The 26,995-nt window shown below is 60.7% G+C and carries 20 protein-coding genes and 1 pseudogene; 9 read left to right on the top strand and 12 right to left on the bottom strand.

Annotated elements, in window-relative coordinates; all coding sequences use genetic code 11:
• Positions 1-219: 219 nt before the first annotated feature.
• The 4 genes from N7640_RS04840 to N7640_RS04855 all read left to right on the top strand — a co-directional run bounded on the left by N7640_RS04840 (position 220) and on the right by N7640_RS04855 (position 4,777).
• Positions 220-1,308, top strand: coding sequence for a multiubiquitin domain-containing protein (locus N7640_RS04840; protein WP_279902939.1), 1,089 nt, complete (start codon positions 220-222; stop codon positions 1,306-1,308).
• Complete coding sequence (locus N7640_RS04845; protein WP_279902940.1) at positions 1,308-2,684, top strand: ThiF family adenylyltransferase; 1,377 nt, start codon at positions 1,308-1,310, stop codon at positions 2,682-2,684. Before N7640_RS04840 ends, N7640_RS04845 begins: the two co-directional genes overlap by 1 nt.
• A 111-nt stretch (positions 2,685-2,795) precedes the next feature.
• Positions 2,796-3,038 carry a DUF6527 family protein gene (locus tag N7640_RS04850; RefSeq protein ID WP_279903089.1) on the top strand — a complete coding sequence of 81 codons (243 nt, stop codon included), beginning with the start codon at positions 2,796-2,798 and terminating at the stop codon, positions 3,036-3,038.
• Positions 3,035-4,777: a hypothetical protein gene (locus N7640_RS04855; RefSeq protein ID WP_279902941.1), complete on the top strand. Its 1,743-nt coding sequence runs from the start codon at positions 3,035-3,037 to the stop codon at positions 4,775-4,777. The genes N7640_RS04850 and N7640_RS04855 overlap by 4 nt, the downstream gene beginning before the upstream one ends.
• Here the strand turns inward: N7640_RS04855 and N7640_RS04860 are convergent.
• The 4 genes from N7640_RS04860 to N7640_RS04875 form a co-directional block, all read right to left on the bottom strand.
• Positions 4,749-5,711, bottom strand: a complete 963-nt coding sequence (locus tag N7640_RS04860; RefSeq protein ID WP_279902942.1) for a hypothetical protein — start codon at positions 5,709-5,711, stop codon at positions 4,749-4,751. The two genes, N7640_RS04855 and N7640_RS04860, sit on opposite strands and share 29 nt — an antisense overlap.
• Positions 5,712-7,295: 1,584 nt before the next feature.
• Complete coding sequence (locus N7640_RS04865; protein ID WP_279902943.1) at positions 7,296-8,186, bottom strand: TniB family NTP-binding protein; 891 nt, start codon at positions 8,184-8,186, stop codon at positions 7,296-7,298.
• Positions 8,183-10,105 carry a Mu transposase C-terminal domain-containing protein gene (locus N7640_RS04870; protein ID WP_279902944.1) on the bottom strand — a complete coding sequence of 641 codons (1,923 nt, stop codon included), beginning with the start codon at positions 10,103-10,105 and terminating at the stop codon, positions 8,183-8,185. Before N7640_RS04870 ends, N7640_RS04865 begins: the two co-directional genes overlap by 4 nt.
• Positions 10,102-10,647: a TnsA endonuclease N-terminal domain-containing protein gene (locus N7640_RS04875; RefSeq protein ID WP_347815581.1), complete on the bottom strand. Its 546-nt coding sequence runs from the start codon at positions 10,645-10,647 to the stop codon at positions 10,102-10,104. The genes N7640_RS04870 and N7640_RS04875 overlap by 4 nt, the downstream gene beginning before the upstream one ends.
• Before the next feature lie 260 nt (positions 10,648-10,907).
• On the opposite strand from N7640_RS04875, the pseudogene N7640_RS04880 reads away from it, so the two are divergent.
• A pseudogene (locus tag N7640_RS04880) lies at positions 10,908-11,555 on the top strand (ATP-binding protein); the annotation flags it as partial.
• Between the two features lie 113 nt (positions 11,556-11,668).
• Entirely contained in the window at positions 11,669-13,645 is a 1,977-nt protein-coding gene (gene betT / locus N7640_RS04885; RefSeq protein WP_220812531.1) for a choline BCCT transporter BetT, read from the top strand.
• A gap of 325 nt (positions 13,646-13,970) precedes the next feature.
• Here the strand turns inward: betT and N7640_RS04890 are convergent, their stop codons facing one another.
• The 8 genes from N7640_RS04890 to N7640_RS04925 form a co-directional block, all read right to left on the bottom strand.
• A complete protein-coding gene (locus tag N7640_RS04890; RefSeq protein ID WP_220812532.1) occupies positions 13,971-14,849 on the bottom strand; it encodes an ABC transporter permease subunit in 879 nt (292 codons plus the stop codon).
• Entirely contained in the window at positions 14,846-15,727 is an 882-nt protein-coding gene (locus tag N7640_RS04895; protein ID WP_279903090.1) for an ABC transporter permease subunit, read from the bottom strand. The genes N7640_RS04890 and N7640_RS04895 overlap by 4 nt, the downstream gene beginning before the upstream one ends.
• A 23-nt stretch (positions 15,728-15,750) precedes the next feature.
• On the bottom strand, positions 15,751-16,905 hold the full coding sequence (gene potA / locus N7640_RS04900) for a polyamine ABC transporter ATP-binding protein (RefSeq protein ID WP_220812533.1): 1,155 nt from the start codon (positions 16,903-16,905) through the stop codon (positions 15,751-15,753).
• Positions 16,906-16,959: 54 nt separating this feature from the next.
• Entirely contained in the window at positions 16,960-18,054 is a 1,095-nt protein-coding gene (locus N7640_RS04905) for a polyamine ABC transporter substrate-binding protein (protein WP_279902946.1), read from the bottom strand.
• A gap of 215 nt (positions 18,055-18,269) precedes the next feature.
• Positions 18,270-19,370 carry a polyamine ABC transporter substrate-binding protein gene (locus tag N7640_RS04910; RefSeq protein WP_279902947.1) on the bottom strand — a complete coding sequence of 367 codons (1,101 nt, stop codon included), beginning with the start codon at positions 19,368-19,370 and terminating at the stop codon, positions 18,270-18,272.
• 120 nt (positions 19,371-19,490) lie between these two features.
• Positions 19,491-20,864 carry an aspartate aminotransferase family protein gene (locus N7640_RS04915; protein ID WP_279902948.1) on the bottom strand — a complete coding sequence of 458 codons (1,374 nt, stop codon included), beginning with the start codon at positions 20,862-20,864 and terminating at the stop codon, positions 19,491-19,493.
• A gap of 61 nt (positions 20,865-20,925) precedes the next feature.
• On the bottom strand, positions 20,926-22,284 hold the full coding sequence (locus tag N7640_RS04920; RefSeq protein ID WP_220812537.1) for a glutamine synthetase family protein: 1,359 nt from the start codon (positions 22,282-22,284) through the stop codon (positions 20,926-20,928).
• Positions 22,285-22,375: 91 nt separating this feature from the next.
• Positions 22,376-23,128, bottom strand: coding sequence for a gamma-glutamyl-gamma-aminobutyrate hydrolase family protein (locus tag N7640_RS04925; protein ID WP_279902949.1), 753 nt, complete (start codon positions 23,126-23,128; stop codon positions 22,376-22,378).
• Positions 23,129-23,404: 276 nt separating this feature from the next.
• Here N7640_RS04925 and N7640_RS04930 point away from each other — a divergent pair, with 276 nt between their 5' ends.
• The 3 genes from N7640_RS04930 to N7640_RS04940 all read left to right on the top strand — a co-directional run bounded on the left by N7640_RS04930 (position 23,405) and on the right by N7640_RS04940 (position 26,821).
• A complete protein-coding gene (locus N7640_RS04930) occupies positions 23,405-24,784 on the top strand; it encodes a glutamine synthetase family protein (RefSeq protein WP_220812539.1) in 1,380 nt (459 codons plus the stop codon).
• 279 nt (positions 24,785-25,063) lie between these two features.
• Positions 25,064-26,119, top strand: a complete 1,056-nt coding sequence (locus tag N7640_RS04935; RefSeq protein ID WP_220812540.1) for an extracellular solute-binding protein — start codon at positions 25,064-25,066, stop codon at positions 26,117-26,119.
• A 60-nt stretch (positions 26,120-26,179) separates the two neighbouring features.
• Complete coding sequence (locus N7640_RS04940; protein ID WP_279902951.1) at positions 26,180-26,821, top strand: TetR/AcrR family transcriptional regulator; 642 nt, start codon at positions 26,180-26,182, stop codon at positions 26,819-26,821.
• Positions 26,822-26,995 lie beyond the last annotated feature (174 nt).

The raw sequence follows: 26,995 nt of genomic DNA on the forward strand, positions 1-26,995 counted from the left end.
CGCAGATGAAAGCGCATGCAATTCATCGTTGGGGGGAAACCAGCGCAATGGCCGTTGCGCACGGTTTGAGGCCGAAGATGCCTGTGGAACCGAAAGTATCTTCGCACGCACCTCCCCAGTCAACAGCTGACTTGGGAACCCTCTCCCTCAACGACAAACGGGGCGACTTTTGAAGCCCATGTACCCGCACGCTCGCGGAACGTTACGGAGATATTTTCAATGCAACACACCAACTCGCAACACCCTAGCCAATCCTCGGTGGAAGTGGCTAATCAGACCCTCGCCTACCGTCAGGTATCCGTAGTCGACAATACGCCCACCGGCGCCCAAATCGCAGCAGCTGCCGGATTCAGCCCCGACCAGCTACCAGTGGTACTTCAAGTCCTGGCAACGGGATCTCTGGAGGACATCCGTCCAGATGAGGTAGTTACCCTCCAAGCAGGAGTGAACCGCTTCATCGTCATCGAGTCCGATCGCAACTACCTGATCACCGTTGACGGTGCCCGTCTGGAGTGGCCGTGTAGCCTAATCACCGGGCAAACCTTGCGGAAGCTAGCCGGTGTCGCTGAGGACAAAAAGCTCCTGCTGGAACAGGAGGATGAAGCCGACCTGGAAATTCAGGACGACCAGTTCGTAGACCTCGACCAGCCACAGATCGAGCGCTTCATTTCTCGCAGCCGCAAGTGGAAGCTTAACGTGCAGGGCGACAACTACGAGTTCGACACTCCAGATGTCCCTGTGCGCGATGCCATCATCAAGGCTGGCATGAACCCCGACCAGCCGTGGCATATCTACCTCAAGGTAGCGGGCCAGCCGAAGCAGGAGCTGAGCATCAATGATGTTATCAACCTGCGCACGCCGGGCATCGAGAAACTTCGCCTCACCACTCGTGATGTAGGTAACGGCGAGGCTCCTCAGGCGCCCCGCCGGGGCTTCAGCCTGCTGCCTGGTGATGAGCAGTATCTGAGCGCTCGCGGCTACCGTTGGGAAACGGTTCTGAATGGTACGAACCGCTGGCTGCTCATTCACGACTACGAGCTGCCTGAAGGGTACAGCCACGACAAAGTGGAGATGGCGCTGCTGGTTCCCTCGGACTACCCCATGGCTCAGGTGGACATGTTCTACGTCTATCCGCCACTGAGCCTAGCCAATGGGGCTGGCATCCCAGCTACCCAAGTTACGGGTAACGTCGACAACGTTACCTTTCAAGGCTGGTCCCGTCATCGCCCCTGGAACCCTGCGACCGATACCATCATCTCGCAGTTGGCCATGGTCGATGGTTGCCTCCTCAAAGAGGTCGGCCAGTGATGGCCGGCTCACGCTTGGTACTGACAGAGGCAGTCCATGCCATGCTCCGGGAACATTTGTTCCCGGGCGACGGTAAAGAGGCGGCAGCGATCCTACTTTGCAACCGCGTTGAAGGATCGCGCCTCAAGCTGCTGGCTAAGGAACTGATCCTCGTTCCGCACGACGAATGCAAATCACGCACCATCAACTCCATTACCTGGCCGGGCAGCTACTTGGAAAAGGCTATCGACCAGGCTGAGCCGGACTCAATGTCGATCATCCTAGTGCATTCGCACCCAGGAGGCTTCCTGGCCTTCTCTGACTTGGATGACCAGAGTGATGAGCAGACCATGTTGTCGTTGTACTTGGGAGTCGAAGCCATCCACGGCTCAGCCATCATGGTCTCGACGGGTGAGATGCGGGCTCGGCTCTACGAGAAGGGCAAACATTGTCGACCGCTCGAGCTAGTGACAGTCGCCGGTGATGACATCCACTACTGGTGGAATGGCACGGATGAGCCTCAGCAACCAACCATGGCCTTCACTTCAGGGATGACCGAAACCTTCGGCCGCCTCACGGTGGCCGTGATTGGTGTCTCTGGAACAGGCTCGATTGTGGCAGAGCAACTCACCAGGCTTGGTTTTGGCGAGCTTATCTTGGTTGATCACGACCATGTGGAAGAGAAGAACCTCAATAGGATTCTCAACTCAACATTTGCGGATGCCCTAGCTGCCCGTTCGAAAGTCGAGATGTTCTCCGCCGCTGTCGAGCGCATCCGCGGCGACCAGATTGCACGCCCCATTCACAACACTCTTCGATCGCGAGAGGCGATTCTTGCGGTAGCCGAAGCCGACCTGATCTTTTCGTGCGTCGACACCCATCGGGGCCGATTGCTGGCAGACCTCATCTCCTCCGCATTCCTCATACCACTCTTCGATGTTGGGGTAAGGATTCCCACGCACGTCAAGGGCAGTGCGGGGCGAGTCATCACCGACGTAGTGGGGCGCATTGATTACGTGAAACCAGGCGGGTCGACCCTCAGTGACCGGGGCATTTACACGCCCGAGTCCCTGCAACAAGAAGCTCTGCATGAGTCAGATCCTGGGGCGTATGCCGATCAACTGGAGCGAGGCTACATTTCCGGCATCCAGGAGGAAGCTCCCTCAGTGATCACTCTGAACATGCGCGCAGCTTCGGCATGCGTTTCGGAACTCATCGCCAGAACCTTTCCGTTCCGTGAGGACGACAACAGTCATTACGCACAAACGATCTTTAGCCTCGCCGGCTGTGAAGAGGATTATTTCTCCGAAAGCCGCTTCACAAAATCCCCAAACCAAAGGATCGCGACTGGCTGCAAAGAGCCTCTCTTAGGCATCCCCGACTTGGGAGCAAGGTAAATGCAGATGCTAGAAAAGCTGTACCGATATCTCCAGCGCAAAGCCGAGCCGCTACTCCCCCCGAGAAAGCTGGTTGTTATCGAGGGCGATTCATTACCCGCAGAAATTCCAATGCGCACCGTTGTCTTGGCCAGAGATGGCCAAGAAGACTGGTGCGTCGGTTTCCAATGCCCCTGTGGCTGTGGTCGCACGATCGAGCTCCTTCTGATCAAGGAGGCTAGGCCTCGCTGGGATTATCGTGTCGACGACCAAGGCCGCCCCTCCCTGTATCCATCGGTATGGCTTCAGACCGGCTGTAAATCCCATTTTTGGTTGAGAAAAGGCAGGATCTACTGGACGGAGACTTCAGTTTGACCAAACCAGTAAAGCGCATCGAATTCTCGTATCAACGCTCCGACTTGAGACACCCTGACAGCGGGGTCCAACGACTCAAGGGTGACAATTTGGTCTGGTGGTACGGCCCCATTCAGAAAAGCCCCTACGCCAAATCCATTCCATTGGTGACGGTGAGTTTTCGACGGCTGTACGGTGATATCCCTGGGGCAATTTCCTATGTAGACGTACCCTTAAGCAGCCTACCTCATTACCGCAAGGGCACCATCTGGCGTGAAGGTCAGTGTATTTCTGACACCGAACTGGAAGAGGAAAAGTTCGAGGTCAATTTTTCGCCGGATGGTTGGTCTCTAACATCTAGGGCACAACTCCATGACGAAGGAATGTCTCATATTTTTCCCGATGATGACTATCCTCTGAAATGGGGAAACCGAGACCAATGCAAGCTAATTAACTTCCACCTTCCCCAAAATAAGAATCTGCTTATCCCCTGCACTGAGTACTTCGTTCGTGCCTATGCCAGAAATATGGATGTCTGCCGAGCGTTAGCAACGCTAACGTGGCCAGATGTGCTGTCTGTATTATTCGAAAATCCTGTGCGCAGTGAATACAGCTGGCTGGTCAGGCCAACGCCTAGGATGCGCAACTATGATGCAGTCTTCCTCGCCCACCTTCTGTACGATGACTACGCAGCAATGCGCGTCAAGCGTATCAACGCACAGTTCATATCTAAATCCCCACGAGACAAGATCCTCTTGGAGGCAGAGCCTTGGTTTACTGGATCAGGTCAAATTCTGTGCCGTGGAAAATGGATTAACCAGGGCAATACTTTTTTAGGCTTAGACCTGATCGGTTCCAACCAGCCCGACGGGCAAGAGATCGAATGGCAGAGATTAAAGTTTGATAGCTCCGGCGGCGTGGATGGGGCAGGACGGCTAGTACTCCCTAGACCAGTGAGGACAGCAGCTGCAGATGAATTATTAACCGAAACGTCCCATGCCGAACCCGATAATCACGCTGAAATCACAGTGGTGAAGGCTCCTCCGTTCAGACTTCTCGGCAAAGAGCGCAAGGTCAAGAAAACCAAACACACTGTCGAAGCAGACCGCAGCCGAGTGGGTCCCCAGCCACCGAGTGCTGAGACCCACTCCAATGGAGACGGTACGGGTGCTGGCAAGAATACCGGCAAGCTTGAGCATGTCTCAGAAGCCGAGCTCGAATCTCAGGGCTTCCTGCGTGACATCTGGAATGCGTTCAAATCAATACAAGAGGACAACCCAGAAAGGGTGTCGGAAGTAAGTTGGTACACGCCAGATCACGGCTTTAACATTCATGGCAGCCCAAAAATAATCCTACTCACCCCAATAGTAGATACATCTATTGCAAACACAGTTAAGGCATGGGTTTACCTAGGTCGCGAAACCGTCCAGCGACGTGGCCTCATGGTGCTACGAATCAAAGTGGATGGAAAAAATTACTTCTGCTTTGAAGTTCAACGTGAAGAGCCTGATGGCGAAAAAGCAGTCCCTGGCTACTCTGGCGTACTCATGAAAGACGACTTTTTAACTCCAAAAGAATTTGAGGATTTTGTTAAAAAAATCTGCTCCAGAGTGCGCTACGCAATGGGCAGGTTTAAAAATATGCGATCAAGCTTCCCAGTAAAAACCAAGATCTTTAAGCACACTCAGAAAGACCAGAAAGTGTTATACAAAAACAGATTAATCAACGTATTCAAGAGCCTGGAGGTTGAGCTAAAGTGAGATTGTCGCACTCTGCAACCCCACCTTCGTAGCTGGTTACACCAGGAACCCATAGTGTTTCGCCACCATACTCAATTCTGAAACCATTAACGCCCTGATAGCTCTCTTCGTGGTAGACCAAACCCTTGCGACTAACCCGCCGGATGCTGTGGAAGTAGGCAAGGCCTTTCACTATCCACCTAGCCTCGAAATCAGGTGCCTGCGCCCCCTCCCCAAGTAGTGCAACCAGCTCTCGCTCTGCCTTGTCCTTTCTCGCTTTCATTAGCCAGCGGTCATTCGGCCGCCACTCCAATTGAAGCTTGAAGCTTTTGTTCAGATAACCAACGAACCCAGCCAGTGCGGCGACCTGTCCAGGCGAACTGCGCCAAAACAATTCGAGGGATTTCTGCGTGGGTAACGCACCTACTGCGAGTTGAGCACTCTGTAACATATTGGCTGCCGCACGGATCGCCAGCCTGATTGAGCGAAGATCCGTTCCACCCTTTTCCATCCGAGCGTTCAACATGGCGAAATAGCCCTTCAGCAGTTGCTGCGACCAAGGCTCACCAACCTCAACCAAAATCGACCGAAGCCGGCGCTCCTCGGAACTCTGCTCCCGAAGCTCAGCATTGACGCTAATTGCCTTCACTTCTGATAACCACCGCATAGGGGTTTCAGCCCGTCGCAAGCCGATAACGGTAAAGTATTCGAGCAACTCACCGTAGGATGGGATACCTCCCCACCGGGTCTCAATCGACCGAAAAAATGTGTAATAACGATTGATTCTCATCGCGGCCTTCGACGGCCCGTTCTTTTCAAAAAGCCATTGCCCAAAACGCTCGAAGAGCTGTTCGAACTGAGCCGAGCTGAAGCCCTTGAGGTTGATCGCTAGACGTTTCTCGAAGGTCTTGGTCCAGTAGCACTTCTCGCACTCATGGCCACGACCTGCAGGCATTTCTTCGCCACATACTCCACACGAGCGAGGCCCCTGAATGGAACAAGCTCGGCAACGCTGGATACCATCCTGCCCGACAACCAACACCCGATAGTGTTTACAGCTCGGGCATGTGGCGGCGGCAGGACTATTGCATTTAGGACAGGTGCGTAATCCCGTCTTTGTGTTGCGAGCCAGCCGCTGGGAAAGCACCCCGCATACCTCACAAGGTGTCGGTTCCCGAAAGTAAGGTAGGCACGTCTTGCACACCGGACCAAAGGGCGAGCGCATGCCAATCTTGAATTCCGTTTTTCCGCACCGAACACAAGGACCATTGCGTTCGCATGCACCGCATTGCGCTGCCAAATCGAAAACGGGCAACCTGGCAAGGTTTCCACATCCCGTGCATATACGCTTTTTGAAAAGGCGCGAGTAACAAGTAGCGCAATAGCGCTTACCCTTGTGGATCTTCGAGGCCTTGCCCATCGCCCGCCCACACGAATGACATCCACAATCTTCGACGTGCTCATGCAATGCCATTTCTACGCATCCTTCTTTGCAACCGCCGCCACATTTGCAATACCTCAAGCTGATTACGAGAGTGCTCTCGGGGATGTCGGTCGGGTGTGATTCTTGCGTGTGACGTAAGGACAGAGGCCATACGGATTAAAACCTCGGGTCCCCCCTTCGCTGGGATCTCTAAAGAGGAGGCTGGAAGAGAAGCGGCAGCCGCCAAGTCCATAAACTGCTCCGGTCCGGCCAGCATTATTACCCAGACGCTTCCAAGCAACCCCGCGCGCTCACCAGGCCCCAAGTATTCAAACGGCAGCCCTAGTGATGTAGGGCGAAGCGCAGCAACATCCACCCCCATCGACTGAAAAAAGTGGAGTGCACCGGCAGATAAGTAGCGTGCTGCCGCTTGTAGAAACCCAATCATGACGCGAGCGATTAACATCCACTCGGAAAAGCTCAGCTTGGTCTGGCCAAAGGCTACAGGTCCGTGGCGGGAGTCGTCAGCGAACAATTGAAAAGCAAGCGCATGAGGTGAGAGCGCCACCCGTTGGCATGAACCAAGAGGCCTCCCGCAGCGGTGACAATGAGCAAGACTGCCCCCAGGACGCAACAAGGCTGGCTGGAGTGGTGCGAAACAAGAATGGCAACGGTCGATCAGCTGCACACCATGTCTTTGGCAAGAGGTATGCCATGCCAATCGGCTCTGAATTAAGTAATGCGGATCTGACTGCCCTATACAATCAGGACAGCACTGAAGCCCCCCTGCATGTGATCGGTTGCGACAGCCCAACGGCAAAATCCAAGGCCAAACTCCAACAGGAAGAGTCTCCGCAGCTGTGAGCAATGACTGGGCGACAGGCCTGAGCGTGCTTGCTGACAATTCTTGAACTGAAATGCCAGTAGTTTTAGCCAATGCCATAAGCCGGCATTGGCCTGGCCCTCGATCAAGATCGCGAGTCCATGCACGAAAGCCCGGCCAAGCGGCATAGGTTAGGGCCGAAGGTGAACACCCATGGGCCAGAGCCGTTCTCACCAACCAAGATGAGAACAGCTCATCAGCCAACAAAGGTTTCGAGAGCGGCCAGTGTGGCGCTAGACAACGCGCTCCCGGATGCCACGAGTAGGGCGAACCCACGATTTACTCTCGATGAGTTGTCGGTCGATAGATTCCTTACCAGAGACAATTGCCTCCTTTGCACACTCGATCAGCAAACCATGAAGATCACCTGTATTGCCTCCGCATATCGAGTAGATGAGCTGTGCCAGCTCTGGCTTGAACAACCCGGAGGCACGCTTCAGTGGAAGCACCGCTTCAAATGCCTTCAACAGCCGTTGAAAATCGGCATTCAATTTCCACGTGTCCAGCTTAACAACATCGAAACGACTGGCATGCTGGGGGTCGAGATGGAGTATCTGAACCGCATCCGGTGTGCCGACACCAACGATGGGAATCACCAACTCATTGCAAAGCTTCTTGAGCGCGTTCATGACCTCACGCTGTTTGATTGCAGACCCCGTCAGCATTGAGTGGATCTCGTCAATGATCAGCATGCGAACCTTGAGCTCGCGCAACGAATGAATGACCTGATACCGCAGAGTCAATTTCGAATCTGTCGTTCTATAGGGCATCCAGAGGGTTTCGAGAATCGCTACGTAGAGATCCTTCTCGTCAGCAGAAGGAGGAGCCTCCGCCAGAATCACTGGCCTGTTTGGATCAGCGTTGTCATCGACGTAGCCCTCGCCGTGAGTTTTCATGAACTGCCGAACGATGGTGGTTTTCCCGTTGTTGGGTTCACCCACAATCAGCAAGTTGGGCATTCTCGGCCGCTTGGGGGCGTCAAAGAGGCACTCAAGCGTATCGAGAATGTTGTGCGCAGCCTGATAGCCAATCCAACGCGGCTCACTCAGGAAACGAATCCGCTCACGATCAGATAGCTGCAATACAGGCCTGAAATCAGCAAGAAGGTGCGAATAGTCACTCATTTGATATCACCGATCAGATCAACGTCATCGAGCAGCAGCCCATCGGTGGACGGTATTTCCTCGAGCGGCTTGAGAATGGGCTTTTTGGGCACCGCCGGGGTCACATTCTTGCTATGGACACGGTGGCGCTGAGCGTCTCGGCGCGCCTTCTTGGTCCGCTCAGAAGCGCTCTGCACTAGCTGTCGATTTTCCATGATCAGCTTCGCGATCAAGACATCGTCGATGTGTTTACGCCCCTCATCAATTGCCTTCCGCTTGGCCGCCCTAAACTCCCAAACGGTAGCGGCCGGAAATGCCTGGTTGGCGACTGGAACGCGAAAATACTGCTTCAGCACAGGGTCATAGAACCATACAACGCTGATGTCCCGCGGATCCCGTCGGAAGATGAATTTCCTCGCCAACCCAGTCTCCGGGTCCTTCGTATTGATCCAATGCCGGAGTGCCTCGGAGTAGTAGAACACGTCGATCTGCACACCATAGTGCTGGATCGTTCTAGCGAACGAAGGCATGAAATCAAGCTGCACCGTCAGCGGGTCCGTCGGCCTAGGGGGAATGCTGACCAGAGGATCCAGCTCTCGGTTTCCGAAGAAACCAAGCTGCCATTTACGTGCAGGGCTCATGTAGAGCGCAGAGTGAGGCTCTTGGTGATACCGAAGAATTGCCCTTACCAACCATTTTTCGAACTCGCCCATAGTCAGAGCAGCATTCTTCTCAGAGTCGTAGCCGTCTCGGGCGAACGTGTTGCTGAAGGTCGTTCCAGGAAGTTCATGGACCATGCGCATGAAGGATCCGAGCATCCGCTCGATGTGACCGCCGTACTTGGGCACCTTCACGGGCCTGAAGACATTCTCGATGTTGTAGTTCGAGCATGCGCGACGGATATTTTCAGCCCGAAAGTCGGGTCCGTTATCGGAGTGGATAACTCGGGGAAAACCCCATATCGGCCACTCACCCTCGACATGGTGAATATGCAGCCAGGCCTCTTTCGGAAGGACAGAGTGCGCAATGCACATACCGACTGAAATCTCCGAAGGCTCTTCTAGCGATAGGTAGTAGCCGACGATCATCCGAGAGTGAACGTCGATCGCTAGGGTCAACCACAGCCGCCCGATCGGCTTGCGATGCTGGTCATCAACAATAATCAGGTCTATCGGCGTATGGTCGATCTGGACGACTGCGAGAGGGTAATCAGCTCCTGGGAACTTGCCGACTGAAGGGGTGTGCCTGTTCTTCGCCTTTTCAGAGAATCCCCTTTTCCGCAAGGAGTGCTTCTCAGGTATTCGCTGGATGCGAGCTCGGATTGCTGACGCTCCAGGCGGCTTGATCCCCAAGACTCTAGCACGCCGCTCGACCTCCGCGATCGCGGACTGGACAGTAGGCCGTTGTATGCTGAGGTAGTGCTGATCGATAACCTCCTGGATGAGTTTTTCAGCCTCGATCGTCAACCGACTGCTTCCCGCCTTCCAACCTCGCTTCCGCGGCACAAGCGCAAGCACCTCATTCCAATTTCGGTATCTCTCCAACCATCGATAGAGAGTGGCTGTATCAACGCCAACTTCCTTGGCCCGCTTCTCAACACTGTCTTTGGGCGTCACCACATTATTGATAAACGGCTTGATTGCAGAGAATCGTTGCTGCGCAATCGCCCATTCATCCGAGCTGATGGTCGAAATGTCGTAGTTCGCGTAAAGACCATCGACCTTCTCTTGCTCCACAGCACTCAGCTCGGAGACACGCAGCGAGGCACTTTGTCCCGACTCGACCTCAACCCCGATAACGCTCTGGAAGTCCAAGAGCTGGACGATCCTAAAAATCTGTTTTCCTCGACACACCACGGCACCAACCTCGATGGCGACTCGAGCCCTGGTTGGCTCGAACGGAATCAGGTGCGCCTCAGTATCGACTTCATATAGGTTCATGGTGCAGCCACCCAAAGCTCAAGGTATTGGTCCAGGGGTTCGGTGATGTCGCATTCAACGCGGCCCGTTGCAATGAGATGCCAGAGCAACGCGACGCCTCGCTCGCGATAAATGCCTTTGAAGTGCCTGGCGAGAAGGTAGTGCACAGGAGCGACCTCCATGCCTTTCAAGGTACTCAACACCATTTCGATGTCTTCCGGATCAAAAACTAGGCGCTCGAATCGCTCCAAGAACACTATGTTTTCCAGCGGCAAACCACGGATACGTGACTCGTCGTAGATGCTAAAACTCCACCCCTCCTGACGTGCATAGCGGCGGGCAGCTTTCCACTTTCGCGCCCAACTCCGCCAGTGCTCACGCCACTCGTAAGCAGGCTTGACCTCCACCAACATCGGCTTGATGTAGTCCTGATAGCCCGCATCGCCTTGGTGGTAGTACACCAAGTAATCCGGTGTATAGGTCTGAGCACGTCCCAGCGAGTCGAGGAAGTCAATCGCAACAGGCTGAGCGACTACTGACAACACGCGATGCGAGAACCTCATCCTTTTGAGGAAATCGCGCTCAAGCAGCGACTCAAAAGGCACGCCTCCTACTCCTCGAAACGGCAGGAGCCCTGAAACACTGCGTCGGGTCGGCTTGATGCGCCTTACTTGTTTAGGCTGGTCGCAGCTATTACTGCTCATAAAAAATCCTGTCGCAGTTATTTGATAAATAATTCGCATCCATTTCAGAAAAGCTAGACGCCTCATCGATAGCTCTAAAATAGGCCATTGCAGCTATTTCGAAAGCCGACAGCGGCGGACAACCACAGCCCGGCGAGATCACCCTGGCGCACCAGGGCGTGCTGTTCCTCGACGAGCTGCCGGAGTTCGACCGCAAGGTACTGGAGGTCCTGCGCGAACCGCTGGAGTCCGGCAGCATCGTGATCGCCCGGGCGCGGGACAAGGTGCGCTTCCCTGCCCGCTTCCAGTTGGTCGCCGCGATGAACCCCTGCCCCTGCGGCTACCTGGGCGACCCCGGCGGCCACTGTCGCTGCACGCCGGAGCAGATCCAACGCTACCGCAACAAGCTGTCCGGCCCGTTGCTCGACCGCATCGACTTGCACCTCACGGTGGCACGGGAGAGCACCTCGCTCGGCGCCGGGCCCGACCACTCGCACGCCAGCGCCCGGGTCGCTCAACGGGTAGCCGAGGCGCGCGAGCGCCAGCAACGGCGCCAGGGCTGCGCCAACGCCTTCCTCGATCTGGCCGGCCTGCGTCGGCACTGCGCGCTGGAGGCGGCGGACGAACGCTGGCTGGAACAGGCCGCCGAGCGCCTGCGCCTGTCCCTGCGCGCCACTCACCGCCTGCTCAAGGTGGCGCGCACCCTGACCGACCTGGAAGGCGCCGAGCGCATCGCCCGTCCGCACCTGGCCGAGGCGCTGCAGTACCGCCCCGCCAGCGACGCGTGACACAAGCGAATCTATCGAACCTGAACCAACCAGAGATTTATGCTATCGAACCGTGCTAGAATGCGCCGCCTCCCGCCCTTGGCGGCCATCCGATCACAAGGAGAGCTAGCTCAATGGAGGCATCTTCGTCTTCGCGTTCCACCCTCAACCCGCCGGTCTTCTACGGCTCCGCGATTCTCGTCCTGGCCCTGGTGCTGTTCAGCGTGCTGTTCCAGGAAGCCACCCAGAACCTCTTCACCCGCCTGCAAGGCTGGATCATCGGCAACCTCAGCTGGGTCTACATCCTCTCGGTCGCACTGATCCTCATCGCCGTGGTGTTCCTCGCCGTAAGCCGCTACGGCGACATCAAGCTCGGCCCCGACCACAGCGAACCCGACTACAGCCGCACCACCTGGTTCGCCATGCTGTTCTCTGCCGGCATGGGCATCGGCCTGATGTTCTTCGGCGTCGCCGAGCCGGTGATGCACTTCATCGAACCGCCGGTGGGCGACGGCGGCACCATCGCCGCCGCCCGCGAGGCGATGCGCATCACCTTCTTCCACTGGGGCCTGCACGCCTGGTCGATCTACGCCATCGTTGCGCTGGTGCTCGCCTACTTCTCCTTCCGCCACGGCCTGCCGCTGACCCTGCGCTCGGCGCTCTATCCGCTGATCGGCGAGCGCATCCATGGCCCCATCGGCCATGCCGTGGACATCTTCGCCATCCTCGGCACCGTGCTCGGCGTCGCTACCTCGCTGGGCGTCGGCGTCACCCAGATCAACACCGGCCTCAACCACCTGTTCGACGTACCGATCAACGTGCCGGTGCAGATCGCGCTGATCGTCGGCACCACCGCGCTGGCCACCATTTCGGTAGTCAGTGGCCTGGACGTCGGCATCCGCCGCCTGTCCGAACTCAACCTGGGCCTGGCGGTGCTGCTCCTGCTGCTGATCCTGGTGCTCGGCCCGACCGTGTTCATCCTGCAGACCTTCGTGCAGAACACCGGCGGCTACCTGTCCAACCTGGTCAACACCACCTTCAACCTGTACGCCTACGAGCCAAACGACTGGATCGGCGGCTGGACCCTGTTCTACTGGGGCTGGTGGCTGGCCTGGTCGCCCTTCGTCGGGCTGTTCATCGCGCGCATCTCGCGCGGGCGCACGGTGCGCGAGTTCGTCACCGGGGTGATGCTGGTGCCGACCGCCTTCACCCTGCTGTGGATGACCGTGTTCGGCGACACCGCCATCCACATGATCCTGTTCGACGGCATCGACAGCCTGGCCGAGGCGGTCAGGGCCGACTCGTCGCTGGCGCTGTTCGCCTTCCTCGAACAGTTCCCCTTCGCCTCGGCGCTGTCGCTGGCGGCCATCGTCATGGTGGTGGTGTTCTTCGTCACTTCGGCCGACTCCGGTGCCATGGTGGTGGACATGCTCGCCTCGGGCGGCGCCGACCGCACGCCAGTGTGGCAGCGCATCTTCTGGTCCAGCTCCATGGGCCTGGTGGCCATCGCCCTGTTGCTGGCCGACGGCCTCAAAGCCCTGCAGACCGCCACCATCGTCAGCGCCCTGCCCTTCACCCTGGCGCTGATGTGCGCCATCTGGGGGCTGTTCAAGGCGCTCAAGCTGGACGCCACCAAGCGCGGCATCCGCTACCAGGCGCTGAACACCTCGCGCCCGGCGCCGCACCATGCCGGCGGCTGGCAGCGCCGCCTGCGCGGCATGATGATGTTCCCGCGCCGCGCCCACGTGGTGCGCTTCCTCGCCGAAGTGGCGCGGCCGGCGATGGACGCGGTGGCCGACGAGCTGCGCAAGCAGGGCTTCCCGGTACAGGTGGAGGACGGCGACGACGGCCGCGTGCGCCTGTCGCTGGGCGCGCCCGAGTCACCGGAGTTCGTCTACCAGGTCCGCCCGCGCGCCTACGTGATGCCCGGCTTCGCCCTGGTCGGCAGCCAGGAGGACAGCCGCGAGGAACGCAAGTACTTCCGCGCCGAGGTACACCTCAAGGAAGGCGGCCAGGACTACGACGTGATGGGCTGGAGCCGCGACGACCTGATCGGCGACATCCTCGACCAGTACGAGAAGCACATGCACTACCTGCATCTGGTGCGCTGAGACCGGGATAGCGTGTGCCGTGCGTGCCGATATCCCAACAGCTCACTCCTCATGCTCCGTGTGTACAGCGATGGAAGCGTCGATGCATGGCGACCCGCAAGATCGGACCGTCCCCTTCACCCACCCTGCGGAGCCATGAAGAAGGCTGTGCCCCCGTTACGGGTTGGTGGCGCAATCCTGCTGTTGTGGGAGCGACTGGGCGGCATTCCGATTGGCCGCGACTTTCGCGGATAAATCCGCTCCCACAAGGTGTGCAACGGCTAATGTGGACATAGCCATGAAAAAGGCCACCCGAGGGTGGCCTTTTTCATGGGCGGGAAGTGGCTCAGGCGGGCTGGGCCGGCTTCCAGTTGGAGTTGGTGGCTTCCTCGGCCATGGACTCCATGGCCTGCTGGATCGCGCGCTTGCGGCGCTCCTCGGCACGGCGGGCGAAGTACCAGGCGAAGAAGGTGAAGATCGACACGGTCAGCAGGATCAGGCTGGCGATCGCGTTGATCTCCGGCTTCACACCCAGGCGCACGGCGGAGAAGACTTCCATCGGTAGGGTGGTGGAGCCCGGGCCGGAGACGAAGCTGGCCAGCACCAGGTCGTCCAGCGACAGGGCGAAGGACATCATGCCGCCGGCCGCCAGGGACGGCGCGATCATCGGGATGGTGATCAGGAAGAACACCTTCCACGGCTTGGCGCCGAGGTCCATGGCCGCTTCTTCGATGGACAGGTCCAGCTCGCGCAGGCGCGCCGACACCACCACCGCCACGTAGGCCGAGCAGAAGGTGGTATGAGCGATCCAGATGGTCATCAGCCCGCGCTCGGCGGGCCAGCCGATCAGCTGGGCCATGGCCACGAACAGCAGCAGCAGGGACAGGCCGGTGATCACTTCCGGCATCACCAGCGGCGCGGTGACCAGGCCACCGAACAGGGTGCGCCCCTTGAAGCGGGTCACCCGGGTCAGCACGAAGGCCGCCAGGGTGCCCAGCGCCACCGCCGCGACGGCGGTGTACAGGGCGATCTCCAGGGAGCGCATCACCGAGCCCATCAGCTGGCTGTTGTCGAGCAGGCCGACGTACCACTTCACCGACCAGCCGCCCCATACGGTGACCAGCTTGGAGGCGTTGAAGGAGTAGATGACCATGATCAGCATGGGCAGGTAGATGAACAGCAGGCCGACCCAGAGCATCACGTTGGAGAAGCTGAAGCGTTTCATGCGCGGCCCTCCATCTCTTTGGCCTGGTTACGATTGAACAGGATGATCGGGATGATCAGGATCGCCAGCATCACCACCGCCAGGGCGGATGCCACCGGCCAGTCGCGGTTGTTGAAGAACTCCTGCCACAGCACCTTGCCGATCATCAGGGTCTCCGGGCCGCCGAGCAGTTCGGGGATGACGAACTCGCCCACCACCGGGATGAACACCAGCATGCTGCCGGCGATGATGCCGTTCTTGGACAGCGGCACGGTGATCTTCCAGAAGCTGTTGAAGTTGCTCGAGCCCAGGTCGGAGGCCGCTTCCAGCAGGCTCATGTCGTGCTTGACCAGGTTGGCGTAGAGCGGCAGGACCATGAACGGCAGGTACGAATAGACGATGCCGATGTACACCGCGAGGTTGGTGTTGAGGATCTGCAGCGGTTCGTTGATCACCCCGATCATCTGCAGGAAGCCGTTGAGCAGGCCGTTGTTGCTGAGGATGCCCATCCAGGCGTAGACGCGGATCAGGATCGCGGTCCAGGTCGGCATCATGATCAGCAGCAGCAGGACGGTCTGCGCTTCCTTGCTGGCACGGGCGATGGAATAGGCCATCGGGTAGCCGAGCAACAGGCAGAGGACGGTGCTGACGAAGGCTATCTTCAGCGATCCCAGGTAGGCCGCCAGGTACAGCTCATCCTCGCTTAGGAAGATGTAGTTACCCAGGTTGAGCACGATCGACAGCTGGTTGTCGGCCCAGTTGTAGATCTCGGTGTAGGGCGGGATGGCCACGTCGGCTTCGGCGAAGCTGATCTTCAGGACGATGAAGAACGGCAGCAGGAAGAACAGGAACAGCCAGAAGAACGGCACACCGATCACGGCATGCCGCCCGGTGGGCAGATAGCGCTTCAGTTTGCCGATTCTCATGATTGCAGTACCACGCCGCTGTCGTCTTCCCAGTACACCACCACGTGGTCGTCCCAGGTCGGACGCTTGCCGCGGCGCTCGGCGTTGGCGATGAAGCACTGCACGATCTGCCCGGAGGCCAGCTTGACGTGATACACCGAGTGGCCGCCCAGGTAGGCGATGTCGTGCACGGTGCCGTTGCACCAGTTGTACTCGGGGTGCTCGTGGTCCGCCGGCAGGGTGGTGGCCATCAGCAGTTTTTCCGGGCGCAGGGCGTAGGTGACGGCCTTGCTCTCGGCGCGGGTGGTCACGCCGTGGCCGATGTAGATCGGCTTGTCCAGCTGCGGGCAGCCGATGATGGCGTGGTCAGCCTCGTCGGTGGTGATCACGCCGTCGAACAGGTTGACGTTGCCGATGAACTCGCAGACCAGGCGGCTGGCCGGGGTCTCGTAGATGTCCACCGGGCTGCCGGTCTGGGCGATCCAGCCGAGGTGCATGATGGCGATGCGCTGGGCCATGGTCATGGCCTCTTCCTGGTCGTGGGTCACCATCACGCAGGTCACGCCCACGCGCTCGATGATCTCGACCAGTTCCAGCTGCATCTGCGAGCGCAGCTTCTTGTCCAGCGCGCCCATCGGCTCGTCGAGCAGCAGCAGCTTGGGCCGCTTGGCCAGGGAGCGGGCCAGGGCCACGCGCTGGCGCTGGCCGCCGGACAGCTGGTGCGGCTTGCGCCGGGCGTACTGGGTCATGTGCACCAGCTTGAGCATCTCGGCCACGCGCTCGTCGATCTCGGCCTTGGGCAGGCCGTCCTGCTTGAGGCCGAAGGCGATGTTCTGCGCCACGGTCATGTGCGGGAACAGCGCGTAGGACTGGAACATCATGTTGATCGGCCGCTCGTAGGGCGGCATGTCGGTGATGTCCACGCCATCGAGCAGGATGCGGCCCTCGGTGGGGCGCTCGAAGCCGGCGAGCATGCGCAGCAGGGTCGACTTGCCCGAACCGGAGCCGCCGAGCAGGGCGAAGATCTCGCCCTTGTTGATGGTCAGCGAGACGTCGTCGACGGCGATGGTCTCGTCGAACTTCTTGGTCACGCGGTCGATCTTGACCAGCACCTCTTTGGGTTGCTGGCTGCCCTCGAGGGCTTTCTTGTAGGCGCTGGAAGCAACAGCCATTTCCAAAACTCCCGGAAAAAGAAATCGCGCCCGGCCGCTGGCCGGGCAATTAATTCACTTGCCCGACTTGACCTTGGTCCAACTGCGGGTCATCAGGCGCTGCACTTTCGGCGGCAGTTCGGCGGAGATGAACAAATTATCCAGCACCGCCTGCGGGGGGTAAACGGACTCGTCGTTGCGCACGTCCTGGTCCATCAGCTCGCCGGCCTTGAGGTTGGGGTTGGCATAACCGACGTAGTCGCTGACCTTGGCGATGGCCGCCGGGTCGAGCAGGTAGTTGATGAAGGTGTGGGCTTCCTTGACGTTCTTCGCGTCGGCCGGGATGGCCATCATGTCGAACCACAGGTTGGCGCCTTCCTTGGGAATGGAGTAGGTGATCTCCACGCCCTTGCCGGCCTCTTCGGCGCGGTCGGCGGCCTGCAGGATGTCGCCGGAGAAGCCGACCGCGACGCAGATGTCGCCGTTGGCCAGGTCGCCGATGTACTTGGAGGAGTGGAAGTAGGTCACGTACGGGCGCACGGCCAGCAGCTTCTCCTCGGCCACCCGGTAGTCGTCGGCGTCGGTGCTGTTCGGGTCCTTGCCCAGGTACTTGAGCACGGCCGGAATCATTTCGTCGGCCGAGTCGAGGAAGGCCACGCCGCAGGCGCTGAGCTTCTTCATGTTGTCCGGCTCGAAGACGGCGGCCCAGGAGTCGATCGTGTCGACGCCCAGCACGGCCTTGATCTTCTCGGCGTTGTAGCCGATGCCGTTGGTGCCCCACAGGTAGGGGACGGCGTACAGGTTGCCCGGGTCGTTGGTCTCGAGCTGCTTGAGCAGCGCCGGGTCGAGGTTCTGCCAGTTGGTCAGCAGGGAGCGGTCGAGTTTCTGGAACGCGCCGGCCTTGATCTGCTTGCCGAGGAAGTGGTTGGACGGCACCACCAGGTCGTAGCCGGAGCGGCCCGCCAGCAGCTTGCCTTCCAAGGTCTCGTTGGAATCGAACACGTCGTAGATCGGCTTGATGCCGGTAGCCTTCTGGAAGTCCTCCAGCGTGGTCTCGCCGATGTAGTCGCTCCAGTTGTAGATGTGCACGGTGGGCGCTGCCTGGACGGCACCCGCCACACCCAGGGTCACCGCAACGGCGGTCAGGGTTTTGCGGAAGGAAATTCGCACACGTCGTTCCTCTTTCTTGTTGATCTAGCGGAGCGCTGGCGCGCTCCGGGGGTGGTGGAGAATCTGTGTCCTATCCCTGGCGCCCATGCCGATCGCCCAGCCGCCCGCGCACGGAGCTGTGTGGGGCTCGTGTGTAACGGTAGTCGAGGTGGGTCATGGGACCTCCTGGCGGTTGCTCCGGCGGAGCACCCGCCGGAGGGTGTCGCTGCTGTCGGTTACTTGCCGGACTTGATGGTGGTCCAGCTGCGGTTCATGGTGCGCTGCACTTTCGCCGGCAGGTCCGGGAAGGTGTAGATCTTGGCCATGGTCGCTTCGCTCGGGTAGATGCCCGGGTCGTTGCGGATCGCCTCGTCGACCAGCGGGGTGGCCGCCGCGTTGCCGTTGGGGAACTGCACGAAGTTGGTGATCTCGGCCATGATTTCCGGCTTCATCAGGAAGTTCAGGAAGGCATGGGCGCCATCGACGTTCTTGGCGTCGGTCGGGATGGCGAGCATGTCGAAGAAGCTGCCGGCGCCTTCTTTCGGAATGCTGTAGAGGATGTTCACGCCGTTCTTGGCTTCCTCGGCGCGGGACTTGGACTGGTACAGGTCGCCCGAGTAGCCGACGGCCACGCAGATGTTGCCGTTGGCCAGGTCGCCGATGTACTTCGAGCTGTGGAAGTAGGAGATGCTCTTGCGGATGGAGAGGAACAGTTCCTCGGCCTTCTTCAGCTCATCCGGCTTCTCGCTGGTCGGGCTGTAGCCCAGGTAGTTGAGGGCGGCCGGCAGGATCTCGGTCGGCGAGTCGAGGAAGGAAACGCCGCATTCCTTCAGCTTGGCGATGTTCTCCGGCTTGAACACCAGGTCCCAGGAATCGACCGGGGCGTTGTCGCCCAGCACGGCCTTGACCTTGTCGACGTTGTAGCCCAGGCCGATGGTGCCCCACATGTAGGGGAAGGAGTACTGGTTGCCCGGATCGCTCGGCTCCAGGGCCTTGAGCAGGGTGGTGTCGAGGTTCTTCCAGTTCGGCAGCTTCTCGCGGTCCAGCTTCTGGAACACGCCGGCCTTGATCTGCTTGGCCAGGAAGGGGTTGGAGGGCACGACGATGTCGTAACCGGAGCTGCCCGCAAGCAGTTTGGCTTCCAGCACTTCGTTGCTGTCGAAGACGTCGTAGACGACCTTGATGCCGGTTTCCTTGGTGAACTTCTCCAGGGTTTCCGGGGCGATGTAGTCCGACCAGTTGTAGACGTGCAGCACCTTGTCATTGGCCTGCGCCATGCCGGCCACGGCGCCTGCCAGAGTCATGGCAAGGAGGGTCTTGCCGAAGGTCTTGATCATGCGGGTTAGCTCCATTGTCGTTTGTAGTATCCGGGGCTGCGTCGCCTGAGCGACGCACCCTCCGGTGAGCCTGGCCAACGCACCCCGCAGTCTGGCAAGGTCTGGCCTGTCGCTCAAGCCTTACACCAGCACCGCGCGGGCCGTCAGATCGAGGCACTTGCGCGCCTTCTCGACCAGCTCGTCGATCTCGCTTTTGCTGATCACCAGCGGTGGCGCGATGATCATGGTGTCGCCCACGGCGCGCATGATCAGACCGTTCTCGAAGCAGTGGCTGCGGCAGATCATGCCGACGCCCATATCGCCCGGGAAACGCTCGCGGGTCTGCTTGTTCTTCGCCAGTTCGATGGCGCCGAGCATGCCCACGCCGCGTACCTCGCCCACCAGCGGATGATCCGCCAGCTCACGCAAACGTTTCTGCAAATAGGGTGCCGTTTCCGCCTGGACGCGCTCGAGAATCTTCTCTTCCTTGAGAATGCGCAGGTTGGCCAGGCCGACGGCGGCCGCCACCGGGTGCCCGGAGTAGGTGAAGCCGTGGTTGAAGTCGCCACCGGCGTTGATCACCTGGAACACCTTGTCGCTGACGATCAGGCCGCCCATGGGCACGTAGCCGGAGGTCAGGCCCTTGGCGATGGTCATCAGGTCCGGCGTGTTGCCGAAGTAGTCGCTGCCGAACCACTGGCCGGTACGGCCGAAGCCGCAGATCACTTCGTCGGCGACGAACAGAATGTCGTACCTGGCGAGAATCTCGCGGATGCGCGGCCAGTAGCTGTCCGGCGGGATGATCACGCCGCCCGCGCCCTGGATCGGCTCGGCGATGAAGGCGGCGACCTTGTCCTCGCCGACTTCGAGAATCTTCTTCTCCAGCTGGTCGGCGGCCCAGATGCCGAATTCCTCGGGGCTCATGTCGCCGCCCTCGCCGAACCAGTACGGCTGCGGGATGTGCACGATGCCCGGGATCGGCAGGTCGCCCTGCTCGTGCATGTAGGTCATGCCGCCCAGGCTGGCGCCGGCCACGGTGGAGCCGTGGTAGCCGTTGTGGCGGCTGATGATGACCTTCTTCTCCGGCTGCCCCTTGAGCGCCCAGTAGTGGCGGACCATGCGCAGCATGGTGTCGTTGCCTTCCGAGCCGGAGCCGGTGAAGAACACGTGGTTCATGCCTGCCGGCGCCACGTCGGAAATGGCCTTGGCCAGTTCCAGCGCCGGCGGGTGGGCGGTCTGGAAGAAGGTGTTGTAGAACGGCAGCTCGCGCATCTGGTGGCTGGCCGCCTCGACCAGCTCTTCGCGGCCGTAGCCGACGGCGACGCACCAGAGACCGGCCATGCCGTCGAGAATCTTGTTGCCTTCGCTGTCCCAGAGGTAGACGCCGTCGGCCTTGGTAATGATGCGCGGGCCCTTGTCGTGCAGCTGCTGGTAGTCGCTGAACGGCGCGAGATGGTGCTCACGGCTCATGGCCTGCCATTCGCGGGTTTTCGGGTTGTTCGCTTGATTGGTCATCGTTCACCTCAGATTGCGCATCCGGTCGGGCGCCGGGCGTCGCCGCCCGGCCCCTTCCCTGTCAGACGGAGAGCAGCAGGAACTCGCGTTCCCAGGAGCTGATCACCCGCTTGTAGTTTTCGTGCTCGGCGCGCTTCACCGCGACATAGCCGCGGATGAACTTCTCGCCCAGGTACTTCTCGGCGTCCTTGCAGGCTTCCATGCGCTCCAGGGCGCTCTCGATGGTCACCGGCAGGCGCAGGTTGCGACGCTCATAGCCGCGGCCCTTGACCGGCGCGCTCGGCCTCACGTGCTCGACCATGCCCATGTAGCCGCACAGCAGGGTGGCGGCCAGCACCAGGTAGGGGTTGGCGTCGGCGCCGGCCAGGCGGTTCTCCACGCGACGGTTCTGCGGGCCGGCTTCCGGTACGCGCAGGCCCACGGTGCGGTTCTCCTCGCCCCACTCCACGTTCACCGGCGCCGAGGTGTCCGGCAGGAAGCGGCGGAACGAGTTGACGTTCGGCGCGAACAGCGGCAGCAGCTCGGGGATGTACTTCTGCAGGCCGCCGATGTGGTGCAGGAACAGCTCGCTCATGGTGCCATCGGCGTTGGAGAAGATGTTCTTGCCGGTCTTCAGGTCCACCACGCTCTGGTGGATGTGCATGGCGCTGCCCGGCTCGTCGGTGATCGGCTTGGCCATGAAGGTCGCCGCCACGTCGTGCTTGAGCGCGGCCTCGCGCATGGTGCGCTTGAACACCAGGATCTGGTCGGCCAGGTCGAGGGCGTCGCCGTGACGGAAGTTGATCTCCATCTGCGCCGGACCTTCCTCGTGGATCAGGGTGTCCAGGTCCAGGCCCTGCAGCTCGCACCAGTCGTACATGTCCTCGAACAGCGGATCGAATTCGTTGGCCGCGTCGATGGAGAAGGACTGGCGGCCGGTCTCCGGGCGGCCGGAGCGGCCGATCGGCGCCTCCAGCGGGAAGTCCGGGTCGGCGCAGCGCTTGGTCAGGTAGAACTCCATCTCCGGCGCGACGATCGGCTTCCAGCCCTTGTCGGCGTACATCTTCAGCACTTTCTTGAGGATGTTGCGCGGCGACAGCTCGATGGGGTTGCCCTGCTTGTCGAAGGTGTCGTGGATCACCATCGCGGTGGGCTCGATGGCCCAGGGCACGACGTACACGGCGCTCTCGTCCGGGCGGCAGAACATGTCGATGTCTGCCTCGTCGAGCAGGTCGTAATAGATGTCGTCCTCGACGTAGTCGCCGGTCACGGTCTGCAGCAGCACGCTCTCGGGGAGGCGCATGCCCTTCTCGTCGAGGAACTTGTTGGTCGGCGAGATCTTGCCCCGGGCAATGCCGGTAAGATCGCTGATCAAGCATTCAACTTCGGTGATTTTGCGTTCTTTCAGCCAGCTGGTGAGCTGGTCTAGCTTGGTACTCATAGAGACCTCAGGGTTGTAGAGCGGCTACTGCGGACCGGTTGAAGCCTAGCGAAACCCCGGGGGTTTCACCGCCTGCCGGATGCTCACCTACTCAGCGTTGCCCCGCCCTCTCCCTGCAAGCCTCACCAAAGGCCTGGAAGATGGCGAGATAATTCGGGTTGGAGCCTACCTGCCATTCCGGGTGCCACTGCACCCCGAGCGCGAAGCTAGGCGAACCTTCGACGGAGAAGGCTTCGATCAACCCGTCGGGCGCCAGTGCTTCTACGCGAAGGCCCGGCGCCAGACGCTGAACGCCCTGGCCATGAATGGAATTGACCTGAAACTCGTCCGGCAAGCCGATGCCGGCGAGCACCCCGCCCGGCTGCACGCGCACGGCGTGGCGGGGGGCATACTGGATTTCCACCGGCGCGTCGGCCGGCTCGCGGTGGTCCATCATCCCGGGCACGTCCTGCACGCGCTGGTGCAGGCTGCCGCCGAAGGCCACGTTCATTTCCTGGAAGCCGCGGCAGATGCCCAGCAGCGGAACGCCGGCGGCGATGGCCTTGCGGATCAGCGGCAGGGTGGTGGCGTCGCGGGCGGGATCGTGATGGGTGCCGGCCTCGCTGGCCGGGCCACTATAATGATGGGGCTCGACATTCGAGGGCGAGCCGGTGAACAGCAGGCCGTCGATGGCGTCCAGCAGGGTGCCCTGGTCGATCAGATCACCCAGCGCCGGAATCACCAGGGGCAGCCCTTCGGCTCCTACCGCCACCGCGCGAACATATTTGTCGCCGACGATGTGGTTGGGATGGAGGCCGACCTGCTTGGTGCAGGCGGTGACGCCGATGATCGGCAGGCGCAACATGGGACACCCGTTCTTATGCTGTTGTCAGGTGGAGCCGAGATTAGCGCCGTTCAATTTATTACACAATAGGGCTGTAAAAAATCGAACACGCCCCACTGAGCACCAGCGATAACGGGGCCGCCAGCGCCTTCGAAGGCGCCCAAAATGCCCCAAAACTGGCCATCGAGCCCCGTTTCGGGGCAGAATGCGTCACTATTGACAGCCTTGGGCGATTGAGATTGACTCACGGCTATATGACTGAATGATTGAAATTTTTAACAAGAAAGGTGTTGCATCATGTCGGTACCCCCGCGTGCCGTTCAGCTCAACGAAGCGAACGCGTTCCTCAAGGAACATCCCGAGGTCCAGTTCGTTGACCTTCTGATTGCGGATATGAATGGCGTGGTGCGCGGCAAGCGCATCGAACGGAACAGCCTGCACAAGGTGTATGAAAAGGGCATCAACCTGCCCGCCTCGCTGTTCGCCCTCGACATCAACGGCTCCACCGTCGAAAGCACCGGCCTCGGCCTGGACATCGGCGACGCCGACCGTATCTGCTTCCCCATCGCCAATACCCTGTGCAACGAGCCTTGGCAGAAGCGTCCCACCGCGCAACTGCTGATGACCATGCACGAGCTGGACGGCAAGCCGTTCTTCGCCGACCCGCGCGAAGTGCTGCGCCAGGTGGTGGCCAGGTTCGACGAGATGGGCCTGAAGATCTGCGCCGCATTCGAACTGGAGTTCTACCTGATCGACCAGGAGAACGTGAACGGCCGCCCGCAGCCGCCGCGCTCGCCACTGTCGGGCAAGCGTCCGATCTCCACCCAGGTGTATCTGATCGACGACCTCGACGAATACGTCGATTGCCTGCAGGACATGCTGGAAGCCGCCAAGGAACAGAGCATCCCGGCCGACGCCATCGTCAAGGAGAGCGCCCCGGCCCAGTTCGAGGTCAACCTGCACCACGTCGAGGACGCCATCAAGGCCTGCGACCACGCGCTGCTGCTCAAGCGCCTGATCAAGAACATCGCCTACGACCATGAGATGGACACCACCTTCATGGCCAAGCCCTACCCGGGCCAGGCGGGCAACGGCCTGCACGTGCACATCTCGCTGCTCGACAAGAAGACCGGCAAGAACATCTTCACCAGCGATGATCCCCAGGAGAACGCCGCATTGCGCCATGCGATCGGCGGTGTCCTGGAGACCATGCCCGCGTCGATGGCCTTCCTCTGCCCCAACGTCAACTCGTACCGCCGCTTCGGCGCCCAGTTCTACGTGCCCAACGCGCCGAGCTGGGGCCTGGACAACCGCACCGTGGCCGTGCGCGTGCCGACCGGCAGCGCCGACGCCGTGCGCATCGAGCACCGGGTGGCCGGCGCCGACGCCAACCCGTACCTGATGATGTCGGCGATCCTCGCCGGTATCCACCACGGCCTGACCAACCAGATCGAGCCGGGCGAGCCGATCGAGGGCAACTCCTACGAGCAGCTGGAGCAGAGCCTGCCGAACAACCTGCGCGACGCCCTGCGCGAGCTGGACGACAGCGAAGTGCTGAACAAGTACATCAGCCCGGACTACATCGACATCTTCGTCGCGTGCAAGGAAGCCGAGCTGCAGGAGTTCGAGACCACCATCTCCGACCTCGAATACAACTGGTACCTGCATACCGTTTGATGCAACACCCGACGCCAGCCCTCGTGCTGGCGTTGTTTTAGCCATGTCCCATTGAGCTGTGGCGTAGGGTGCGCCATGCACACCGGCGAGCCCCCGTACATGGCCCCGGTGCGCGCGGCGCACCCTACGGCAGAGCGCCGCGCCTTCAGCAATGCGTGATCAGGTGCAACGCATAACGGGTGCATGGCCTTGTTTTTACTGCCCTGGTTCTGCCCTCCCGCCTGCCCCTGGTGCGCGGAATGGCGGAGCCTTGCCCATCCATTCGCCAAGGAGGTCGTCATGTTTCGCATTCTTGCTCCGCTGCTGCTGGCCCTCGCCCCCGGACTGGCGGCCGCCGCCGACAGCATTCGGGTCTACAACTGGAACGACTACATCGCGCCGCAGGTGCTGGAGGACTTCAGCAAGGCCACCGGCATCGCCGTCGAGTACCACACCTACGCCTCGGCCGAGGAACTGGACAAGATCCTCGCCAGCGGCGAGAGCATCGACATCGCGGTGCCGTCGCAGAACGACCTGCCGGCGCTGATCCGGCAGAAGCTGATCCAGCCGCTGGACATGAGCCTGCTGCCCAACCGCAAGCACCTGGACAAGCAACTGCTGAGCAAGCTGGCCGCGGTCGACCCGCAGAACCGCCACGCGGTACCCTACCTGTGGGGTGCCGTGGGCCTGGCGATCAACACGCCGCAGGCCGAGGCGGCCTACGGCGGCCCGCTGCCGCACAGCTGGAGCCTGCTGTTCGACCCGGCGCAGAGCGCCCGGCTCACCGGCTGCGGCATCAGCGTGCTGGATGCACCGGACGAGCTGCTCTACAACCTGCTCAGCTACCAGGGTCGCAGCCTCGCCAACAGTTCGCCGGGGCGTATCCGCAAGGCCGGCGAGACCCTCCAGGGCCTGCGCCCGAACCTGCGCTACGTGGACAGCGAGCGCTACATCGACGACCTCAACCAGGGCCGCCTGTGCATGGCCGTGGCCTGGGTCGGCGACGCCCTGGGCGCCAGCGACGCCGGCCAGCCGGTGCAGTTCGTGGTGCCGGAGGAAGGCTCCACCCTGTTCATCGACAACCTGGTGGTCCCGGCCAGCGCGCGCCGCGCCGACCTGGCGCACAAGTTCATCGACTACCTGATGCAGCCCCAGGTGGCCGCGCGGATCAGCGCCGAAACCCTCTACCCGAGCGCCAACACCGACGCCCGGCAGTTCCTCGAGCCTCATCTGCGCGACCAGCTGGGCAGCAACCTGGACGACGTCAAGAACCGCCTGTTCGCCCTGATGCCACTGCCGGACAAACTCAAGACCGCCCGCGACGAAGTCTGGACTCGCTTCCGCGACGGCAGCTGACGGCTTGCCACTCCTGTCCGCCTGGCGTCCAATAGCGCCTCACTCGGACAGGAGACCGGCATGACCCGCACCGCCACCGCCCGCAAGCCCCGCGCCAGCAGCCAGGCGCGCATCGGCCTGATCCTGCAGGCGGCGCGCGAGCTGCTGAGCGCCCAGGGCATCGCCAGCCTGACCATCTATGGGGTGGCCGAGCGGGCGGGCATCCCGCCCTCCTCCGTCTACCACTTCTTCGCCAGCGTGCCGGCGCTGCTGGAGGCGCTGACGGCCGACATCCACGCCGCCTTCCGCGACTGCCTGCTGCAGCCGGTTGAGCACGCCGAGCTGAGCGACTGGCGCGACCTGTCGCGCATCGTCGAGCGGCGCATGCTGGCGATCTACGCCAACGACCACGCCGCGCGCCAGCTGATCCTGGCCCAGCACGGCCTGGCCGAGGTGACCCAGGCCGACCGCCAGCACGACCTGGAGCTGGGCCGCCTGATGCAGCGGCTGTTCGAGCGCCACTTCCCGCTGCCGCAACTGCCGGACGACATCGACGTGTTCGCCCTGGCCATGGAGCTGGGCGATCGGGTCTACGCTCGCTCGGTGCAGCTGCACGGCGAGATCACCCCGCGCCTGGCCGAGGAAGGCATGCGGGTGTTCGATGCCTACCTCGGCCTGTACCTGCCCGCCGCCCTGCCGAAAAGGCCAGCCCCGCTGGCCTGACCGATCTTCCCTGTAGAAAGGGGCCGCTGCGAAAGCCAGCCGCCTCTGTGGGAGCGGACTTGTCCGCGAAAGGGATTGGCACCGTGCCTGCCTTGTCGCGGACAAGTCCGCTCCCACATAAAAGCCCCGGATTAATATCGATAAAAATCCGTTTATTTTACGAAATATACCGCA

The organism is Pseudomonas sp. GD04015 (assembly GCF_029837675.1).
Lineage (GTDB): Bacteria > Pseudomonadota > Gammaproteobacteria > Pseudomonadales > Pseudomonadaceae > Aquipseudomonas > Aquipseudomonas paralcaligenes.

Coding starts and splice junctions, on each gene's coding strand:
- N7640_RS04840 (WP_279902939.1), top strand. CDS start 220: ATGCAACACACCAACTCGCAACACCCTAGCCAATCCTCGGTGGAAGTG.
- N7640_RS04845 (WP_279902940.1), top strand. CDS start 1,308: ATGGCCGGCTCACGCTTGGTACTGACAGAGGCAGTCCATGCCATGCTC.
- N7640_RS04850 (WP_279903089.1), top strand. CDS start 2,796: ATGCGCACCGTTGTCTTGGCCAGAGATGGCCAAGAAGACTGGTGCGTC.
- N7640_RS04860 (WP_279902942.1), bottom strand. CDS start 5,711: ATGCCTGCAGGTCGTGGCCATGAGTGCGAGAAGTGCTACTGGACCAAG.
- N7640_RS04865 (WP_279902943.1), bottom strand. CDS start 8,186: ATGAGTGACTATTCGCACCTTCTTGCTGATTTCAGGCCTGTATTGCAG.
- N7640_RS04870 (WP_279902944.1), bottom strand. CDS start 10,105: ATGAACCTATATGAAGTCGATACTGAGGCGCACCTGATTCCGTTCGAG.
- N7640_RS04875 (WP_347815581.1), bottom strand. CDS start 10,647: ATGAGGTTCTCGCATCGCGTGTTGTCAGTAGTCGCTCAGCCTGTTGCG.
- betT (WP_220812531.1), top strand. CDS start 11,669: ATGGAGGCATCTTCGTCTTCGCGTTCCACCCTCAACCCGCCGGTCTTC.
- N7640_RS04890 (WP_220812532.1), bottom strand. CDS start 14,849: ATGAAACGCTTCAGCTTCTCCAACGTGATGCTCTGGGTCGGCCTGCTG.
- potA (WP_220812533.1), bottom strand. CDS start 16,905: ATGGCTGTTGCTTCCAGCGCCTACAAGAAAGCCCTCGAGGGCAGCCAG.
- N7640_RS04910 (WP_279902947.1), bottom strand. CDS start 19,370: ATGATCAAGACCTTCGGCAAGACCCTCCTTGCCATGACTCTGGCAGGC.
- N7640_RS04915 (WP_279902948.1), bottom strand. CDS start 20,864: ATGACCAATCAAGCGAACAACCCGAAAACCCGCGAATGGCAGGCCATG.
- N7640_RS04920 (WP_220812537.1), bottom strand. CDS start 22,284: ATGAGTACCAAGCTAGACCAGCTCACCAGCTGGCTGAAAGAACGCAAA.
- N7640_RS04925 (WP_279902949.1), bottom strand. CDS start 23,128: ATGTTGCGCCTGCCGATCATCGGCGTCACCGCCTGCACCAAGCAGGTC.
- N7640_RS04930 (WP_220812539.1), top strand. CDS start 23,405: ATGTCGGTACCCCCGCGTGCCGTTCAGCTCAACGAAGCGAACGCGTTC.
- N7640_RS04935 (WP_220812540.1), top strand. CDS start 25,064: ATGTTTCGCATTCTTGCTCCGCTGCTGCTGGCCCTCGCCCCCGGACTG.
- N7640_RS04940 (WP_279902951.1), top strand. CDS start 26,180: ATGACCCGCACCGCCACCGCCCGCAAGCCCCGCGCCAGCAGCCAGGCG.